We start from the raw sequence: 18,742 nt of genomic DNA, 5'->3' as shown, positions 1-18,742 counted from the left end.
CGGTTACAGGACGTTCGACTGACTGGACGATCAAGGGCAACAGGAATACCTTGGAGGGCTTATTTAACGCTGTATAAGGACCCAGCCATGAGCCGTATCTACGCTGACAACGCCCATTCCATCGGCAATACGCCGTTGGTGCAGATCAACCGTATCGCCCCGCGCGGCGTGACCATCCTGGCCAAGATCGAAGGGCGTAACCCTGGCTACTCGGTCAAGTGCCGGATCGGTGCAAACATGATCTGGGACGCCGAAAGCACCGGCAAACTCAAGTCTGGCATGACCATCGTCGAACCGACCTCAGGCAATACCGGTATCGGCCTGGCGTTCGTTGCTGCGGCTCGCGGTTACAAGCTGATGCTGACCATGCCGGCGTCCATGAGTATCGAACGACGCAAAGTGCTCAAGGCACTGGGGGCCGAACTGGTACTGACCGAACCGGCCAAAGGCATGAAAGGAGCGATTGAAAAGGCAGCTGAAATTGTCGCCAGCGACCCGGCTGCCTACTTCATGCCGTCGCAGTTCGAGAACCCGGCTAACCCCGCCATTCACGAAAAAACGACCGGTCCGGAAATCTGGAACGACACCGACGGTGCAGTCGACGTACTGGTGGCAGGCGTTGGAACGGGTGGAACCATTACCGGGGTTTCGCGGTATATCAAGAATACCCAGGGCAAACCGATTATTTCGGTGGCGGTGGAGCCAGTGGTGTCGCCAGTCATCACCCAGGCAATGGCCGGTGAAGAAATCAAGCCGAGCCCTCACAAGATCCAGGGTATTGGGGCCGGTTTTGTGCCGAAGAATCTTGATCTGTCGATGGTCGATCGGGTTGAGTTGGTCAGCGATGAAGAATCCAAGGCCATGGCCCTGCGCCTGATGCAGGAAGAAGGGATTTTGAGCGGCATTTCCTGCGGCGCCGCCATGGCGGTGGCCGTCCGCCTGGCGGAAACCCCGGAAATGCAGGGCAAGACCATCGTGGTGATCCTGCCGGACTCCGGTGAACGCTACCTGTCGAGCATGCTGTTCAGTGATCTGTTTACCGAACAGGAGAATCAGCAGTAGGCGCTGCCGCAGGCTGCGATCTTTTGATCTTGTGTAAGGGGGGTGATTCAGGTCAGCCCCCGTTCAGGAACCTTATGTTAAGAAGTGCTTTATTGCACAATCCTTAACACTGAATGTTGAGATACACGGGTTCTTCCCGAGGCCGGTAGTGTTTATCATGGCTGACTGCCACGTCGGGTAAATGGCGTTGTGCAAAGTTGTCTACTATCAAGGAGTCGTTGATGACCGTTTCCCTTGCCGCGAAGGCGTCGCTTTTGTTGCTGTTCTTCTGCAGCACTCTCTATGTGCATTTGCGCGGCAAGGCGCGTTTGCCGGTCTTGCGTCAGTTCGTCAACCACTCGGCTTTGTTCGCGCCCTATAACGCCTTGATGTACCTGTTCTCCAGCGTGCCATCCAAGCCCTATCTTGACCGCAGCAAGTTCCCGGAACTGGATGTGCTCAAGGACAACTGGGAAGTCATCCGCGACGAAGCGATGCATTTGTTCGACGAGGGTTACATCCGCGCCGCCGAAAAGAACAACGACGCCGGCTTCGGTTCGTTCTTCAAGAAAGGCTGGAAGCGTTTTTACCTCAAGTGGTACGACAAACCACTGCCATCGGCCGAAGCCCTGTGCCCGAAAACCGTGGCACTGGTCAGCAGCATTCCCAACGTCAAAGGCGCGATGTTCGCGTTGCTGCCAGGCGGCAGCCACCTCAACCCGCACCGTGATCCGTTCGGCGGTTCCCTGCGTTATCACTTGGGCCTGTCGACGCCGAACTCCGACGATTGCCGGATCTTCGTCGACGGTCAGGTCTACGCCTGGCGTGATGGCGAAGACGTGATGTTCGACGAAACCTACGTGCATTGGGTCAAGAACGAAACCGACAAGACTCGGGTCATCCTTTTTTGCGACATCGAACGACCGCTGAGCAACCGCCTGATGACCCGCATCAACCGCTGGATCAGTGGCTTTTTGGGGCGCGCCACTGCACCGCAGAATCTTGATGATGAACGTGTTGGCGGGATTAACCAGGCTTACGCCTGGAGCAAGAACTCCAGCGACAAGTTCAGCGGTGTGGTCAAGCGGTGGAAGCGTCGTAATCCAAAGGCCTACCGTGTGCTGCGACCGGTGCTGGCGGTGGTGATATTGACGTTGTTGGGGTATTGGTTGTTTGGCTGATACCGATTCCTGAATAAAAAAACCGCTCGTTGGGAGCGGTTTTTTTATGCGCCGGTTCGCCACTGGGATTGGTGTAAGGCTCTTGCTTATTGGTTCTTCCTGCTTAGTCATTGCAATCCATCTCACACGCTGGTTATAGTCGGCGTTCGCCTGCTTTCCCGAGTACGGCCCTCAAAAAAGATCAGCCCATGCCAGCTTCCCTCATCAACGCGGTAGTCGATTCAGCGGTCAACGCTGGCGTCGTGCCGTGCGGGAATCAGCAGCCTGCGCAGATCAGTCATTACCCTCCACCTGTCAGTAGCACGCCGGTGTGCGCAGTCGTATCACCGCCAGGCGTTGGCTTCTCGGGCTGATCAGCTTCTTTTTGCTGTTCGCATGCCCGTCTGAAAAAGCTCACGCCTGAAAAAAACTACTGAATTTCAGCTTCGGCTGAGTTGGCTTTTTGCCTGACAACAGGTGGTATTCATGTTTGTCCTTTCGAAAAAAACCGCGCTCGCGGCGGCGTCCACGAGCCTGTTCGTTTTGCTGTGGAGCAGCGGGGCGATCTTCTCCAAATGGGGCCTGGCCCACGCGTCACCCTTTGCTTTTTTGTTGATTCGCTTCGCTATCGCAATCTGCGGATTGGTGCTGCTGGTGCCGTTGCTCAAGTTGAAGCTGCCCAGGGGCGGCAAGCCGATGATGTATGCGATGGCCACGGGCGTGGTGTTGCTGGGGGCTTATCAGATTTTCTATCTACTGGCCCTGGACCTGAAAGTCACACCCGGCGTCATGGCCACGATCATGGGCGTGCAGCCCATTCTTACCGTGGTGATCATGGAGCGTCAGCGATCAGCCAGCAGAATGTTTGGTTTGGCCCTGGGTTTGGCCGGGTTGATCATGGTGGTTTACCAAGGCATCGGTCTGGCCGGTATGTCATTGGCCGGTATGCTCTTCGGTTTGCTGGCGCTGGCGAGCATGACGTTCGGTTCGATCATGCAAAAGCGCATCACCGACAATCCACTCGGCACGTTGCCAGTGCAGTACCTGGCGGGGCTGTTGCTTTGCGGGATCTTCGTACCTTTCCAGCCCTTTCATTTCGAACACAGCACCGGTTTCATCGTGCCGGTGTTGTGGATGGGATTGGTGGTGTCGGTGCTGGCGACCTTGTTGCTGTATCGGTTGATTGCACGGGGCAACCTGGTCAATGTCACCAGTCTGTTTTACCTGGTGCCGGCGGTGACGGCGGTCATGGACTACCTGATTTTCGGCAACCGGCTGGCGGCGTTGAGCATGCTGGGCATGTTGATGATCATCATTGGATTGGTATTCGTATTCCGTAAAGCAGCATAAAAAAATGGCCTGGAGCATTGCTCCAGGCCTTTTTTATTTGGCCAGCGCATGCTCGGCCCGCACCGAATTCATGAACGCCTGCATCGCCGACGATTGAATACGATGACGCCGAGTGATCAGCCCAAACGGCGGCAACCGCGCTTCGAACTTGATCGGCAAAACCGCCAGCAAATCACGGCCAGGATAGTCCTCGACCACCGACACCGGTGTAACGCCGAGCATGTCGGTCTGCTGCACCAACGAGAGCAGGGTCATGATCGAGGTGGTTTCAACGATGCTGCTGGGAATGTCGACCCGCGCATTGTGAAACACCTGATTGATGATCGCGCGCATCGGGCTTGGATGTTGTTGCAGTACCCAGGTCATGTTTTGCAGTTCCGCCCAGCTCAACTGCGTCTCCTGTGCCAGTGGATTTTGCGCACCGGAAATCACGCACAAAGCTTCTTCGCCGAGGCTGTCGAAGAGCAATTCTTCGGCCCGGGCACCTGCCGGAATCCGGCCCAATACGATATCCAGTTGATCCTGTAAAAGTGCCTGCACCAGCACGTCGCTGGTATCGACCTGGATGCTCATCGACAGGCGTGGATGGCTCTGTTTCAAGGTCGCGATGGTGCGGGTCAACAGCCCCGAAGCCAGCGCCGGAATCGCACCGACCGCGACCCGGCCAAGGTTGCCGGATTCCAGCGCGACCAGTTCTTCCCGCATGCCGCTGAGTTCGGCAAACACCATGCGCGCGTAATAGATGACGGTTTCCCCGAAGGGGGTAGAGCGCATGCCCCGAGGCAGGCGTTCGAAGAGCTCGACACCGAGCAGGTCCTCGGCCTCGTGCAGCATTTTGGTCGCCGCCGGTTGGGTCATGCCAATGTGGTCGGCGGCGCGGCGCAATGAGCCGAATTCCTGCAACGCCAGCATCAGCCGCAGTTGGCGCAGACGCAGTCGGCTGTGGATCACGTTGGCTTCAGGAATTCGGGTCATGGGCCATGCTCGTAAAAAGGACTGCGGCAAGCCTGACAACAAATGTCAGGCGTTGCCAGCATTGCTGTGTCACAGCACCGATTTTGGCTTGGCGATGTGTGGTTTGCGCAGGCCCATCAGGGTTTGCAGCACCTTGGAAATCAACGGCCAGAACAGCATCAGCAGCGCCGCCGTGGTCAGGCTGCCCACCAATGGGTTGGACCAGAAAATCCCCAGGTGCCCGTCAGAGAACAGCATCGACTGACGGAATGCGTCTTCAGCCTTGTCCCCCAACACCGCAGCCAGCACCAGCGGGGCGATCGGGTAACCGAGTTTCTTGAACAGATAACCCAGTGCGCCGAAGCCCAGCATCAGCACCACGTCGAAGAACGAGTTGTGCACCGAGTAGGCGCCGATGGCGCAGACCATGATGATGATCGGCGCAATGATCGAGAACGGAATCCGCAGGATCGAAGCGAACAGCGGCACGGTGGCCAATACCACGATCAGACTGACGACGTTACCCAGGTACATGCTGGCGATCAGGCCCCAGACGAAATCATGCTGCTCGACGAACAGCGTCGGGCCGGGGTGCAGACCCCAGATCATCAAACCGCCGAGCATCACCGCTGCCGTCGCCGACCCTGGAATGCCCAGGGTCAACATCGGCAGCAGGGCACTGGTACCGGCAGCGTGGTCAGCGGTTTCGGGGGCGATCACGCCTTCAAGTTCACCTTTGCCGAAGTTCTCGCGGTTCTTCGAGAAACGCCGCGCCAGGCTGTAGCTCATGAACGACGCCGCCGTTGGCCCGCCGGGCGTGATGCCCATCCAGCAACCGACCAACGTGCTGCGCACAATCGTCCACCAGTAGCGCGGCAACTTGGCCCAGGTGCGCAAGATGATCATCGGCGTGATGCGCGCATGTTCGCCGCGAAACACCAGGCCTTCCTCGACGGTGCAGAGGATTTCGCCGATACCGAACAGGCCGATCACCGCCACTTCGAAACTGATGCCGGTCATAAGAATCGGCTGGTCGAAGGTCAGGCGCAGATTGCCGGACACAGTGTCCATGCCGACGGCGGCCATGGCGAAACCGATCATCATCGCGACCACGGTTTTCAGCGGCGGGTTCTTGCTCATGCCGATGAAGGTGCAGAACGCCAACAGGTACACCGCGAAGAACTCCGGCGAGCTGAACGACATGGCGAACGCGGCGATCTTTGTCGACAGGAACGTCAGCAACAACACCCCGGCCAACGCGCCGATCAATGCTGAACTAAACGCAGCGGTCAGGGCTTCGGCAGCGCGACCTTCGCGGGCCATCGGGTAACCGTCAAAGGTGGTCGCCACCGATGAGGGCTCACCGGGAATATTGAACAGAATCGAGGTGATCGAACCGCCGAACAGCGCCCCCCAATACATGCACGACAGCAGAATGATCGCCGACACCGGCGACATGGTGAACGTCAGTGGCAGCAGCAACGCCACGCCATTAGGGGCGCCGAGGCCGGGCAACACGCCGACCAGAATGCCCAGCAGCACGCCGATCACCATCAGGCCGATGTGGCCCGGGGTCAGGATCAGGTTCATGCCTTGCAGCAGGGAATCGAATTCGCTCATTTGAACGTTCTCCCGGCCAGGGCAATCCAGTCGCCCATCGGGCCGGCATCCAGCGGGACCTTGAACCACAACGCGAAAATCAGGTAGCTGGCGAGTACCGCGCCAAGGGACACGCTGCCGATCATCAGTTTGCCGTAAGGCTTGGCGCGGACCTTGTCACGCCACATGAACCACGCGATGAAACAGGCCGAGGCCACGTAGATGCCGGTGAATGGCATGGCACCGACGAACAGCGCAATCGGGATGAACACCGACAACACTTGCTTGAACGCACTGCGGCTGACGAATGAAATGCTCAGGGCTTGCCAGCGCACCACGGTCAACACGCCATTGGCTACGCTCGCGGCGCTCAGCATCAGGCCGATGTAGAAGGGGAAGTAACCCGGCTCGGGGCCGGAATCGCCCCAGCCGATACCTTGTTCGACGCTGCCGAACATCACCACCGCGCCAATCAGCGTGGTGAAGAGTGCCAGGCCGAGTTCGACCCAGCGGGTACCGACCAGCGCTGGTGAATCCGAAGAATGGGACATGAAAAGCACCTCCAGAGGTGACGGCCGTGCGCAGGGCGGACGGCCGTGGACAACTCAGTTTTTCAGCCAGCCGGCTTCTTTGAACACCGGCGTGACCCGTGCGGTGTCTTTCTCAATGTAGGCGGTCAGCGGCTCGCCTTCGAGGAAGGTCGGCACCAACGCGTTCTGTTTGACGTAGGCCTTGAACTCCGGAGTCTCGGTGACTTTGCGCATCAGCTCGACATAGAACGCCCGCTGTTCGGCGGTGACTTCGCCGGGCATGAACACGGTGCGCGGGAAGCGGTATTGATCGATGCCCAGCCCCTGTTCGTGGCAGGTTGGAACGTCGGCCCAGGATTTTTCGCCGGCGACTTTCTCGGTGTAGCTCATGCGCTCTTTACTGAACACACAGAGTGGTTCGACTTGATCGCCGCGCCATTGGCTGATGCTTTCGCTGGGGTTGTTGACGTTGGCGGCGATGTGTTTGCCGGCCAGTTGGGTCGCGGCTTCACTGCCGCTCTTGAACGGGATGTACACCAGTTTGCTGTTGGTGGTCTGGTTCAGCAGCAGGGTCAGGGTCTGGTCGACATCCTTGGACTGACTGCCGCCCATGCGCAGGTTCGACGGGTCAGCCTTGACCGCTTCGTAGAAGCTTTTGGCGTCCTTCCACGGCGCACCCTTGTAGCTCCAGAGAATAAAATCATCCTCGGCCACGGCGGCTATGGGGGTGAGTTCCTGCCATTGATAGCCGAGCTTGGAAACCAGCGGCAACAGGTAGATGTTGTTGGTGCCGATCACCAGTTTTTCGGGATCGCCCTTGTTCATTTTCAAGTCGAGAAAGGCTTCGGCGCCGTTGCCGCCGCCCTTGTTCAGGACGATGGTATTCACGTCGAGGAATTTGTGGGTGGTGATGATCGACTGGATCAGCCGACCGAGCTGGTCGGTGCCGCCACCGGGGCCGCCAGCGACGACGATTTCGACGTTCTTGTCTGGTTGCCAGGCAGCGCTGGCCAGTGCGGGGAGGGCGCCGGCGGCGATCAGGGTGCAGCCAAGAAACAGACGGGATGTGCGACGGACGAATGCATTTCGCATGGAAGGGCCTCGTTTTTGTAGTTGTTATGAGTGACTTGTCGGTGCTCAAAAGCTGCAAGCCTGGAGTGAGTGTGTGAAGCCTCGGAGCCCGCGTCTAGTCAAAACAATACATACACCGATAGCCTGCGGTTATAGGTCATGGCAGCCAAAATCGCGGTTATCGCTCAAGGCTTTGCGCCAGAGCCATTTGCGAGAAAAACCGGGGGTTGCCTCATACGTTGAAAGCGCCGTGAAAGCAGGGCATGCCATAACCCGAGGCTATCGCCTTATTTCAAGTTTTGATTAGACGGTTATCACGCAGCCTTCGATAGTGCTCACCAGCGCGGTCATGTAGCGGCAGCGTGGCAATCCACAACAATAATAAAACGAGGTACGCACCATGGCTCGTTCCAGTGCTTCCCTGCATCTGCCTGGCGCAGTTGCTCAGCCAGCGGCGGCAGCGGCAACACCGCTGACCGGCACGACCAAAGCCAGCAGCGTGCGCTGGCGGATCTTCGCGATAATCTTTGCGTTGACCATGGTCAACCTGATCGACCGGGTCTCACTGTCCATTGCGATGCCCACCATCGCCCATGAATTTTCCCTGTCGCCGAGCCTGCAAGGGTTGATCCTCAGCAGCTTCTTCTGGGCCTATGCGCTGTTGCAGATTCCTGGCGGCTGGATGATCGATCGCTTCGGGCCGCACCGGGTCATCAGTTGGTCCACCGGGTTGTGGGGGACGTTCCAGGTGCTGGCGGCGTTTGCGAGCGGAGGGTTGTCATTGTTGTTCGCCCGGGTCGCACTCGGGGCCGCCGAGGCACCGTTGTTTCCGTCTGGCGGCAAGTTGATTTCCCTGTGGCTGGCCCCGAGCGAGCGCAGTCGCGGTGCGGTGCTGATGGACAGCGGCAGCCCGTTGGGCGTGGCGCTGGGCGGATTGATCATTGCCTACTTGATTGCTTCGCTGGATTCATGGCGTCTGGCGTTCGTGATCGCCGGTATCGCGACGCTGGTGCTGGCCTGGCTCGCACGGCGTTATCTGCGTGATGACCCGGCCAGTCATCCACAGGTGAATGCTGAAGAACTGGAAAAGATCAACGCCTGGCGCGCGACGCCTGCTGCCGAAGCCGCGCGTGTGCCGGTCAAAGGCTTGGGGATCGCGGCACGATCCTTGAGCGGTTTGCTGATCGGTCGCGCCAGTTGGGCGATGGTGTATTTCGGGCTGCTGACTTGGGGGCCGAGTTATCTGGCGCAGGCTCGCGGCTTCGATATCAAGGGCATTGGCGCTGCGACGTTCGTGATCTTCGTGTGCGGCGCACTGGGTTCGTTGACGGGTGGTTTCCTTTGCGACGGACTGATCCGCAAAGGCGTCAGCCGTGGCGTGGCGGTCAAGAGCCTGCTGGCGTTTTCCGGGCTGGTAGCCCTCGGCGCGTTCCTGTTGCTGCCAACCCTGAGCAATCCTTTTGCGGCCGTGGCGTTGTTGGCCATGACCGCATTTTTTCTGATGTGGGGCAGCCTCTACTGGAGCTTCCCGGCGTTGCTGGCGGCACCGGCGCGGGTCGGCTTGATCGGCGGCGTGATGAACATGGCCGGCAGCACCGGCGGCATTGCGGTGCCGATTCTGGTGGGAATCATTCTGCAGATGACCGGTGGTTTTGCGCCGGTGCTGGGGTTCTTTGCAGTGTGCTCAGCGGTGTTTGTTCTAGCGACGTTGTTCATCAGCCTCGACGAGGTGCGTCATGGTTAATGTGTGGAACGGCCCGATCATCGATGCCCATCATCACTTCTGGGACCCATCGATCAATGACCATCCATGGCTGGCGCCCGAAGCCAGCATCCCGTTTCGTTACGGTGATTACAGCGCGATCAAGCGCCGCTATTTTCCTGACGACTATTTCGCTGACGTCGGCCCGCATCGCGTGGTGCAAACGGTGTATGTCGAGACCGAATGGGACCCGCAAGACCCGATTGGCGAAACCCTTTTTATCGAGGGGTTGGCCGCCCGATACGGCGTGCCGAACGCAGTCGTGGCGCAGGCCTGGCTTGACCACCCGGACGCCATCGCGGTACTGAGCGAGCAAGCCAGTTTCAAGTGTGTGCGTAGCGTGCGGCACAAACCTGGAGGACCGACTTCGCCTGCGCAGGTCGGCCACGTTCGCAGCCTGATGAGCGACGAATATTGGCGGCGCAGTTTCGCCGCGCTCGAAGGGCTGGGGCTGCATTTCGATTTGCAGGCACCGTGGTGGAACCTGCACGAGGCCGAACGGCTGGCCCGGGACTTTCCCGGCACCACGCTGATTCTCAACCACGCCGGGTTGCCCAATGATCGCAGTGCCGAAGGCCTGGCGGGTTGGCGTCTGGCGATGGCGCGGCTGGCTGAGTGGCCTAACGTGCAGGTGAAAATTTCCGGCCTGGGCCAGGCCGGCCAAGCGTGGCGCGCCAAAGACAACGCCTGGATCGTGCGCGAAGTGATTGCCATGTTCGGCACTGATCGGGCGATGTTCGCCAGCAACTTCCCCGTGGACGGCCTGTGCGGCTCATTCGACGACATCTACAGCGGTTTCAAATCCATCGTTGCTGATCTGCCCAGCGCCGATCAGGAGCGTCTTTTCTACAGCAACGCGCAGCGGGTTTATCGCTGCGAGCCTTGCGCCATTGACCGGACATGGCCTGAACCCTTGAGGAGTGAAGCATGAACAAGACAACCATCGCGATGGTCCTGGGTGACCCTGCAGGCATCGGCCCGGAACTGATCGCACGCCTGCTCGGTGAACCCGAAGTGCGCAGCCAGGCTAATGTGATATTGATCGCCGATGAAGCGGAAATGCGCCGCGGCATGCGCATCGCCGGGGTGGAGTTTCCTTACCGGTGCGTCGATTCTCTGGATCAGCTGGATTTTCGTGATGACACGCCGCTGTTCTATGACTTTCGCGGCGACACCATTGGTGAATTTCCCCGCAGTGAAGCCAGCGTCATCGGCGGTCGCTACAGCCTCGATACCCTGGAAAAAGCCCTGCGCCTGACCGAGGCCGGTATTACCGACGCGGTGCTGTTCGGGCCGCTGAACAAGACTTCGCTGCACATGGCCGGCATGGCCCACAGCGATGAGCTGCACTGGTTCGCCGAACTGCTGGATTTCCACGGGCCGTTCTGCGAATTCAACGTGCTCGACAACCTTTGGACTTCACGCGTGACGTCCCATGTGGCGCTGGCCGATGTGCCGGGCATGCTCAGCCAGACGCGGGTGGTGGAAGCAATCCAGTTGATCGACACCGCGCTCAAACGCAATGGCCTGGAAACACCGCGCATTGGTGTGTGTGGACTGAACCCGCATAACGGCGACAACGGCTCGTTCGGTCGCGAAGAACTCGACATCATCGGCCCGGCCGTGCGCTCGGCTCAGGCGCTGGGCATTGCGGCCGAAGGCCCGTATCCGGCCGACACGATCTTCCTCAAGGTTCAGGGCGATGCCAGTGCTTTCGACGCAGTGGTCACGATGTATCACGACCAGGGGCAGATCGCGATCAAGTTGATGGGCTTCTCCCGTGGGGTGACGGTGCAGGGCGGCTTGCCGATTCCGATTACCACGCCAGCGCATGGCACCGCGTTTGATATCGCGGGGCAGGGCAAGGCGAATGTCGGGGCGATTCGGCAGGCGTTCGAGATTGCCTGCCGGATGGGCGTCAACAACTACTGATACAACGCAATACCCCATGTGGGAGCAATCAAGCTCGCTCCCACAGTGGTTGTTGGTGTTACTTGTTTTTGTGATCAATACAAAACCCTGTGGGAGCGAGCTTGCTCGCGATGGCGCCAGTCCAGACACCGTGCGGTGACTGTCGGACCGCTATCGCGAGCAAGCTCGCTCCCACATTTGTTTTGTGTGATGCCTGATAACCCTATCTACCTACAAATCGGTTTATGCGATCACCCCAGGTTATCGCCGGATACGCATAAGTGATTATCCGCAGCCCCCAAGCGCTGGCTAAAGTCGCTCCATCGAATGCCTGGGGCCGGCCACTCAAGCGGCCCCGCGCAGCGACTCAACAACTACAAAAAGCCGTTAGCGCAAGGAACCGTATTCATGAAAATCAAAGCCATTCGTACCCGCGTTTTCGAGTGGAAAGGCAAAGTCGTCCCCCCTCAAGCGCACTTCTGCACTAACGCCAGCGACATCCTGTTCGAGCGCGGCGATGCCATGGGCTCGTTCCGTTTCCATGGTTGGCTGGTGGTGGAAGTCGAGACCGACACCGGTCTTGTCGGCATCGGTAACTGCGCCCTGGCACCGCGTGTGGCCAAGGAAATCATCGACACCTACCTGGCGCCGATTGCCATTGGCGAAGACCCGTTCGACAACGAATACATCTGGCAGAAGATGTACCGCCAGAGCCACGCCTGGGGCCGCAAAGGCATCGGCATGGCAGCGATCTCGGCGATCGACATTGCCATCTGGGACATCATGGGCAAAACCGTGAACAAACCGGTGTTCAAACTGCTCGGCGGCCGGACCAAGGAAAAGATCTGGACCTACGCCTCCAAGCTTTATGCCAATGACAACCTCGACCTGTTCCTCGAAGAAGCCCAGGGCTATCTGAACCAAGGTTTCACCGCGCTGAAAATGCGTTTCGGCTACGGTCCGAAAGACGGCCCGGCAGGCATGCGCAAGAACATCGAGCAAGTGCGGGCGCTGCGTAACCTGGCTGGCCCCGACATCGACATCATGCTCGAGTGCTACATGGGCTGGACCCTGGAATACGCCCGTCGCATGTTGCCCAAACTCGCCGAGTTCGAACCGCGCTGGCTCGAAGAACCGGTGATTGCCGACGACATCGAAGGCTACATCGAGCTGAAAAAAATGGGGATCATGCCAATCTCCGGTGGCGAGCATGAGTTCACCTCCTACGGCTTCAAAGACCTGCTGGAACGCCGCGCGGTCGACGTGATCCAGTACGACACCAACCGCGTTGGCGGCATCACCGCCGCGCGCAAGATCAACGCCATGGCCGAGGCCTGGTCGGTGCCCGTGATCCCGCACGCCGGGCAGATGCACAACTACCACCTGACCATGTCCACCACCGCCTCGCCAATGGCTGAGTTCTTCCCGGTGTTCGACGTCGAAGTCGGCAACGAACTCTTCTACTACGTGTTCAAGGGCGAGCCGCAACCGGTCAACGGCTACATCCAGCTCGACGACAACAAGCCGGGCCTGGGCCTGGAAATCTCCGATGAGTACCTGAGCGATTTCAACATCATCGAGTGACCCCGTGGCGAGGGGATTTATCCCCGTTGGGTTGCGCAGCGACCCCAAAAAAGGGACTGCTGCGCAGTCCAACGGGGATAAATCCCCTCGCCACAAATCCCCGACTTTCTGGAGGGCTGACATGCGCCTGATTCAATTTGAAAACACTGCCGGTGAACGCCAGGTGGGCCTCGTAGAGGGCACACAGGTTCAGGTACTCAAAGGCACCCGCAGCACCCGTGAACTGGCACTTGCGGCGATCCGCGCCCAACGCAGCCTGCAAGAAGAAGTCGCACAACGCGGCACTGAGCCAGGCTCGGATTACGCATACCTGCTGCAGCAAGGCAAAGTGCTGCCACCACTGGACCACGAAGATCCGGCGCATTGCCTGATCAGCGGCACCGGCCTGACCCACTTGGGCAGCGCTTCGGCACGGGACAAAATGCACCAGCAGGACGGCGCGGTCGAAGCCGGCATGACCGACACCATGCGCATTTTCAAATGGGGCCTGGAGGGCGGGAAACCGGCGGCCGGGCAGGTCGGTGCGCAACCGGAATGGTTCTATAAGGGCGATGGCAGTATCGTCGTGCGCCCCGGCGCAGACTTCCCTGTACCGCCGTTTGCCGAAGACGCCGGTGAAGAACCGGAGCTGACCGGTCTCTACGTGATCGGCGATGACTGCCAGCCGTATCGCGTCGGTTATGCCTTGGGCAACGAGTTCTCCGACCATGTGATGGAGCGGCGCAATTACCTCTACCTCGCCCATTCGAAACTACGCTTCTGCGCCTACGGTCCGGAGCTGCGCGTCGGTGAATTGCCCCGGCATCTGGCTGGCACCAGCCGCATCATTCGCAACGGCGAAACGCTCTGGGAAAAGGAATTTCTCAGCGGCGAAGACAACATGTGCCACAGCCTCGCCAACCTCGAATTCCACCACTTCAAATACGCGCAGTTTTTGCGCCCCGGTGATGTCCATGTGCATTACTTCGGCACGGCCACGCTGTCGTTTGCCGACGGGGTGAAAACCCGGCCGGGCGATCGCTTTCAGATCAGCCTCGATGAGTTCGGCGCACCGCTGGAAAACGGCATCGGCGAAAGTGCTCAGCCGTTGGCCATCGGCCAGGTGCGCGCGCTTTAAGTCTTCAACCACCGGCGCTGTTGGCCGGTCAAGGAATCAGTCATGACTTCGCTACTCGGACACAACTACGTCGGCGGTCGCCGCAGCGCCAACGGCACGTTGCAGCTGCAAAGCCTCGACGCGACTACCGGTGAGCCGCTGCCCGGCACCTTCTTCCAGGCCACTGAAGCCGAAGTGGATACTGCAGCGAAATCCGCAGCCGCTGCCTACCCGATCTACCGCAACCTGAGCGCGGAAAAACGCGCGGCATTCCTCGACGCCATTGCCGATGAAATCGATGCCTTGGGCGATGACTTCGTCGCCACAGTCTGCCGCGAAACCGCGTTGCCGGCGGGGCGTATCCAGGGTGAACGCGCCCGCACCAGCGGGCAGATGCGCTTGTTCGCCAAGGTTCTGCGGCGCGGCGATTTCTACGGTGCGCGGATTGATCGGGCGTTGCCGGATCGCCAGCCGTTGCCGCGTCCGGATCTGCGTCAGTACCGCATCGCCCTTGGGCCGGTCGCGGTGTTCGGCGCCAGTAACTTTCCGTTGGCGTTCTCAACGGCCGGTGGTGATACCGCCTCGGCGCTGGCCGCCGGTTGCCCGGTGGTTTTCAAAGCTCACAGCGGGCACATGGCGACCGCCGAATGGGTGGCGGACGCGATCATCCGCGCCGCCGAGCGCACCGAGATGCCGGCCGGCGTGTTCAACATGATTTATGGCGGGGGTGTCGGCGAATGGCTGGTCAAGCACCCGGCGATTCAGGCCGTGGGTTTCACCGGTTCGCTCAAGGGCGGCAATGCCTTGAGTCACATGGCCGCGACCCGGCCGCAGCCGATCCCGGTGTTTGCCGAGATGTCGAGTATCAACCCGGTGTTCCTGCTGCCCGAAGCGCTCAAGGTGCGCGGCGAGCAGATCGCTGTGCAACTGGCCGGTTCGGTGACACTCGGTTGTGGGCAGTTTTGCACCAATCCAGGTTTGGTCATTGGTTTGCGTTCACCGCAGTTCAGCCTGTTTCTGGAAAGCTTTTGCGCGAGCATGAACCAGCAACCGGCGCAAACCATGCTCAATGCCGGTGCGCTCGTCAGCTATAGCAAAGGCCTGGCTGAGCTGCACGAACATCCGGGGCTGACGCACCTGGCGGGCAAGCCGCAACAGGGGAATCAGGCTCATCCGCAAGTGTTCAAGGCGGATGTCAGCCTGTTGCTCACGGGCGATGAACTGCTTCAGGAAGAAGTCTTCGGACCGACCACCATCGTCATCGAAGTCGAGGATCGGGCTCAGCTCGCGGCTGCGCTGCACGGTTTGCGCGGGCAACTGACGGCGACGTTGATTGGCGAGGCCGAGGAATTGCTGGAGTACCGTTGGCTCGCGGAGGCGCTGCAGGAAAAGGTCGGGCGGATTTTGCTCAATGGTTATCCGACGGGGGTCGAGGTCTGCGAGGCGATGGTGCATGGCGGGCCTTACCCGGCCACTTCAGATTCGCGGGGTACGTCGGTGGGTACGCTGGCGATCGATCGTTTCCTGCGGCCGGTGTGCTTCCAGAATTACCCGGATGCGTTGTTGCCTGAGGCGTTGCAGAACGCTAATCCGCTGGGGATCCGGCGGTTGGTGGATGGCGAGGTGAGTCAGTCGGCCTTGTAGTGCCTGAACTACCGCTATCGCGAGCAGGCTCGCTCCTACATTTAATCCAAGTGTTCACAAATATTGTGTTCACCGGGGATCCCCTGTGGGAGTGAGCCTGCTCGCGATGGCGCCAGTAGCCACACCACAAATTACTTGGCGGCCACCGCAGCAGCCTTCACCACCGTACGCTTCAACACCAGCCACAACGCCGCTGCAATCAACACCCCGCCATAGATATGCGCCATCGACAACGGCTCATCCAGCAACAACGCCCCCCACAACACCCCGAACGGCGGGATGAGAAAGGTCGTGGTCATCGACTTCACCGGCCCGACCGAGCTGAGCAGGCGGAAGTAAATAATGTACGCCAACGCGGTACACACCAGCCCTAACCCCAGCAGCGACAGCCATACACTCCAGCCGCCCCAGCTCTCCGGCGGATGGCTGATCACGCTGTAACCGAACAGCGGCAGCAAAAACAAGGTTGCGCCGAGCATGCTGCCCACCGCCGATAGACGACTGTCGAGACCACCGGCCTGATCAAGCCAGCGGCGCGCGAGGAACCCGGCGAAACCGTAGCAGGTCGTGGCGAGCAGGCAGGCGAGGGCGCCCATCAACAGTTCCATGTCGAATGCCACCGGACCGGCTCGGGTCAGGATGCCCACGCCCAACAGCCCGAGGAACACGCCGCCAAGTTTGGCGGCGGTGAGTTTTTCATGGAAGAACAGACCGCCGATCAGCACGCCCATCAGTGGCGTGGTGGCGTTGAAAATCGCCGAGTAACCGGCCGGCAGCACCTGGGCGGCTACCGAGTACAGGGTCGCCGGGATCCCGGAGTTGATCACGCCGAGCAGCATCACGGTTTTGAGTTTGCCTTTGAAATCCCAGCTGATGCGCATTAGCCCGAGGATCACCAACAGGCCGACCGCGGCAATCGACACGCGGAAAAAAGCAGTGGGGATTGTGCCAATCACCGGGGCGATGATGCGCATGAACAGAAAGCTCGCGCCCCAAATGGCGGCAAGCGACAACAAACGCAGAGTATCGACGGGGTTCACAGCGCTTTCCTTCCTTGATTGGCGGGCAAGTGTCGCGCCAGTCAGGACGCAAGGCAATGGTTGCGTTGCGTAACAAAGGGCCACTAAGCTCAGGCCCACGATAAGAATCAGCCGCCGAGGTTTTACCTATGCCGCAGCAATGGCCAGCCGCCGACATCGCCCGAATGATCCTCGATGGCTTTGACGATTACCGCGAGCATTTCCGCCAGATCACCGACGGCGCCCGCGCTCGCTTCGAGCAGGCCAAGTGGCAGGAGACCCAGACGGCGTCGGCTGCGCGGATCAACCTCTATGAAGAAAAAGTCAGCGAAACGGTCGGACGGCTGCACATCGCTTTTGACGCCGACACGCTGGATGTCAGCTGCTGGCCGCTGGTCAAAAGCGCTTACATCACGCTGATCGACCTGCGCTTCGACGATGAACTGTCCGAGACCTGGTACAACTCGATCTTCTGCGGGCTGTTCAGCCACGACCTGATCAGCGACGGCTGCATGTTCATCCACACCACCCGGCCGAGCCTGCGCCGGGCCCGCGCCGCACAAACCCGCACGTACAAGCCCCAGGGCCAGTTGTCCGGGATGCTGGCGAGCATTTTTGCCGACTACCGCTTCAGCGAGGATTACGCCAACCTGGCGGGCGACATGTCTCGTCTCGAAGGGCAATTGCGCGAGAACCTGCCGGACTGGGTCTGCAAGGATCCGGAGCTGAGTGTCGAACTGTTTTCCTCGGTGCTTTACCGCAACAAAGGCGCGTACCTGGTCGGGCGCATCTACACCCAGGACGAACAATGGCCGCTGGTGATTCCGCTGCTGCACCGCGAAGGTCGCGGGATTCAGATCGATGCGCTGATCACCGATGAAGCGGACGTGTCGATCATCTTCTCGTTCACCCGTTCGTATTTCATGGTCGACGTGCCGGTGCCGGCGGAGTTCATCGGTTTCCTCAAACGCATCCTGCCGGGCAAGCACATCGCCGAGTTGTACACCTCGATCGGCTTTTACAAACACGGAAAATCCGAGTTCTACCGGGCGCTGATCAATCACCTGGCCAACACCGACGATCAGTTCATCATGGCCCCGGGCGTGCGTGGCATGGTGATGAGCGTGTTTACGCTGCCGGGCTTCAACACCGTATTCAAAATCATCAAGGACCGCTTCTCGCCGTCGAAGAACGTCGACCGCGCCACGGTGATCGAGAAGTACCGTCTGGTGAAAAGCGTCGACCGGGTCGGGCGTTTGGCCGACACCCAGGAATTCGCCGATTTCCGTTTTCCGTTGAGCAAGTTCGACCCGGCCTGTCTGGAAGAACTGCTCGATGTGGCGGCGTCCACCGTGTCGGTAGAGGGCGACACCGTGCTGATCCGTCACTGCTGGACCGAACGTCGGATGACGCCGTTGAACCTGTATCTGGAAAATGCCAACGAGGCGCAGGTCCGCGAGGCGCTGGAAGATTACGGGCTGGCGATCAAGCAACTGGCGGCGGCGAACATCTTCCCCGGCGACATGCTGCTGAAGAATTTTGGCGTCACTCGTCACGGGCGGGTGGTGTTTTATGACTATGACGAGATCTGCTTCCTGACCGAGGCCAACTTCCGGCATATCCCGCAACCGCGTACGCCGGAAGACGAGATGGCGTCGGAGCCTTGGTATTCGATTGGGCCGCTGGATGTGTTTCCTGAAGAGTTTCCGCCGTTTTTGTTTGCCGATGCGGGGCAGCGCAAGTTGTTTGATCAGTTGCATGGTGAACTTTACAACGCCGATTACTGGAAAAGCCTTCAGGAAGCCATTCGCGCCGGGAAGGTGATTGATGTGTTCCCGTATCGGCGCAAGGGCCTCGACAACGAGTAGTTCTCTGCGTCCGCTGCGCGGCCGATCGCGAGCAGGCTCGCTCCCACATGGGTTCTATGGCGAGCACAGAATCGGGGATGCCGCGGTCAACTGTGGGAGCGAGCTTGCTCGCGATCGACCGCGCAGCGGTCGTAAAATCTGCGACAATCCGCC

16 protein-coding genes are annotated in these 18,742 nt (G+C 59.7%); 11 read left to right on the top strand and 5 right to left on the bottom strand.

Annotated features, from left to right (window positions below):
• Positions 1-87: 87 nt before the first annotated feature.
• From cysK to VD17_RS22265, 4 genes are all read left to right on the top strand, one after another.
• Positions 88-1,062, top strand: a complete 975-nt coding sequence (gene cysK / locus VD17_RS22275) for a cysteine synthase A (protein WP_046055689.1) — start codon at positions 88-90, stop codon at positions 1,060-1,062.
• 221 nt (positions 1,063-1,283) lie between these two features.
• A complete protein-coding gene (locus VD17_RS22270) occupies positions 1,284-2,222 on the top strand; it encodes an aspartyl/asparaginyl beta-hydroxylase domain-containing protein (protein WP_046055688.1) in 939 nt (312 codons plus the stop codon).
• 188 nt (positions 2,223-2,410) lie between these two features.
• On the top strand, positions 2,411-2,575 hold the full coding sequence (locus VD17_RS32285; RefSeq protein ID WP_165353262.1) for a hypothetical protein: 165 nt from the start codon (positions 2,411-2,413) through the stop codon (positions 2,573-2,575).
• A 112-nt stretch (positions 2,576-2,687) separates the two neighbouring features.
• Complete coding sequence (locus VD17_RS22265) at positions 2,688-3,551, top strand: DMT family transporter (protein WP_046055687.1); 864 nt, start codon at positions 2,688-2,690, stop codon at positions 3,549-3,551.
• A gap of 33 nt (positions 3,552-3,584) precedes the next feature.
• Here the strand turns inward: VD17_RS22265 and VD17_RS22260 are convergent, their stop codons facing one another.
• The 4 genes from VD17_RS22260 to VD17_RS22245 form a co-directional block, all read right to left on the bottom strand.
• Positions 3,585-4,526 carry a LysR family transcriptional regulator gene (locus VD17_RS22260; protein WP_046055686.1) on the bottom strand — a complete coding sequence of 314 codons (942 nt, stop codon included), beginning with the start codon at positions 4,524-4,526 and terminating at the stop codon, positions 3,585-3,587.
• A gap of 69 nt (positions 4,527-4,595) precedes the next feature.
• Positions 4,596-6,125 carry a tripartite tricarboxylate transporter permease gene (locus VD17_RS22255; protein WP_046055685.1) on the bottom strand — a complete coding sequence of 510 codons (1,530 nt, stop codon included), beginning with the start codon at positions 6,123-6,125 and terminating at the stop codon, positions 4,596-4,598.
• The gene (locus VD17_RS22250) at positions 6,122-6,655 is read right to left on the bottom strand and encodes a tripartite tricarboxylate transporter TctB family protein (RefSeq protein WP_046055684.1); all 534 of its coding nucleotides are present in this window, start codon (positions 6,653-6,655) and stop codon (positions 6,122-6,124) included. The genes VD17_RS22255 and VD17_RS22250 overlap by 4 nt, the downstream gene beginning before the upstream one ends.
• A 54-nt stretch (positions 6,656-6,709) precedes the next feature.
• A complete protein-coding gene (locus VD17_RS22245) occupies positions 6,710-7,726 on the bottom strand; it encodes a Bug family tripartite tricarboxylate transporter substrate binding protein (protein WP_046055683.1) in 1,017 nt (338 codons plus the stop codon).
• Between the two features lie 379 nt (positions 7,727-8,105).
• On the opposite strand from VD17_RS22245, the gene VD17_RS22240 reads away from it, so the two are divergent.
• From VD17_RS22240 to VD17_RS22215, 6 genes are all read left to right on the top strand, one after another.
• Complete coding sequence (locus tag VD17_RS22240; protein WP_046055682.1) at positions 8,106-9,449, top strand: MFS transporter; 1,344 nt, start codon at positions 8,106-8,108, stop codon at positions 9,447-9,449.
• The gene (locus tag VD17_RS22235) at positions 9,442-10,398 is read left to right on the top strand and encodes an amidohydrolase family protein (RefSeq protein WP_046055681.1); all 957 of its coding nucleotides are present in this window, start codon (positions 9,442-9,444) and stop codon (positions 10,396-10,398) included. Before VD17_RS22240 ends, VD17_RS22235 begins: the two co-directional genes overlap by 8 nt.
• Positions 10,395-11,399 (top strand): 4-hydroxythreonine-4-phosphate dehydrogenase PdxA, encoded by a 1,005-nt coding sequence (locus VD17_RS22230; protein ID WP_046055680.1) that lies wholly within the window; start codon positions 10,395-10,397, stop codon positions 11,397-11,399. The genes VD17_RS22235 and VD17_RS22230 overlap by 4 nt, the downstream gene beginning before the upstream one ends.
• 387 nt (positions 11,400-11,786) lie before the next feature.
• Positions 11,787-12,962: an L-rhamnonate dehydratase gene (locus tag VD17_RS22225; RefSeq protein ID WP_046055679.1), complete on the top strand. Its 1,176-nt coding sequence runs from the start codon at positions 11,787-11,789 to the stop codon at positions 12,960-12,962.
• Positions 12,963-13,083: 121 nt separating this feature from the next.
• Complete coding sequence (araD1, locus tag VD17_RS22220) at positions 13,084-14,079, top strand: AraD1 family protein (protein ID WP_046055678.1); 996 nt, start codon at positions 13,084-13,086, stop codon at positions 14,077-14,079.
• Between the two features lie 42 nt (positions 14,080-14,121).
• Complete coding sequence (locus VD17_RS22215) at positions 14,122-15,702, top strand: aldehyde dehydrogenase (NADP(+)) (protein WP_046055677.1); 1,581 nt, start codon at positions 14,122-14,124, stop codon at positions 15,700-15,702.
• 131 nt (positions 15,703-15,833) lie between these two features.
• On the opposite strand, the gene VD17_RS22210 is transcribed toward VD17_RS22215, so the two are convergent.
• Positions 15,834-16,742: a DMT family transporter gene (locus tag VD17_RS22210; protein WP_046055676.1), complete on the bottom strand. Its 909-nt coding sequence runs from the start codon at positions 16,740-16,742 to the stop codon at positions 15,834-15,836.
• 128 nt (positions 16,743-16,870) lie between these two features.
• Here VD17_RS22210 and aceK point away from each other — a divergent pair, with 128 nt between their 5' ends.
• Positions 16,871-18,589 carry a bifunctional isocitrate dehydrogenase kinase/phosphatase gene (aceK, locus tag VD17_RS22205; protein ID WP_046055675.1) on the top strand — a complete coding sequence of 573 codons (1,719 nt, stop codon included), beginning with the start codon at positions 16,871-16,873 and terminating at the stop codon, positions 18,587-18,589.
• Positions 18,590-18,742 lie beyond the last annotated feature (153 nt).

This window comes from Pseudomonas fluorescens (assembly GCF_000968015.1).
GTDB lineage: Bacteria > Pseudomonadota > Gammaproteobacteria > Pseudomonadales > Pseudomonadaceae > Aquipseudomonas > Aquipseudomonas fluorescens_W.
The sequence above is the reverse complement of the archived record's forward strand: the minus strand, read 5'-3'. Positions and strand labels throughout refer to the sequence as shown.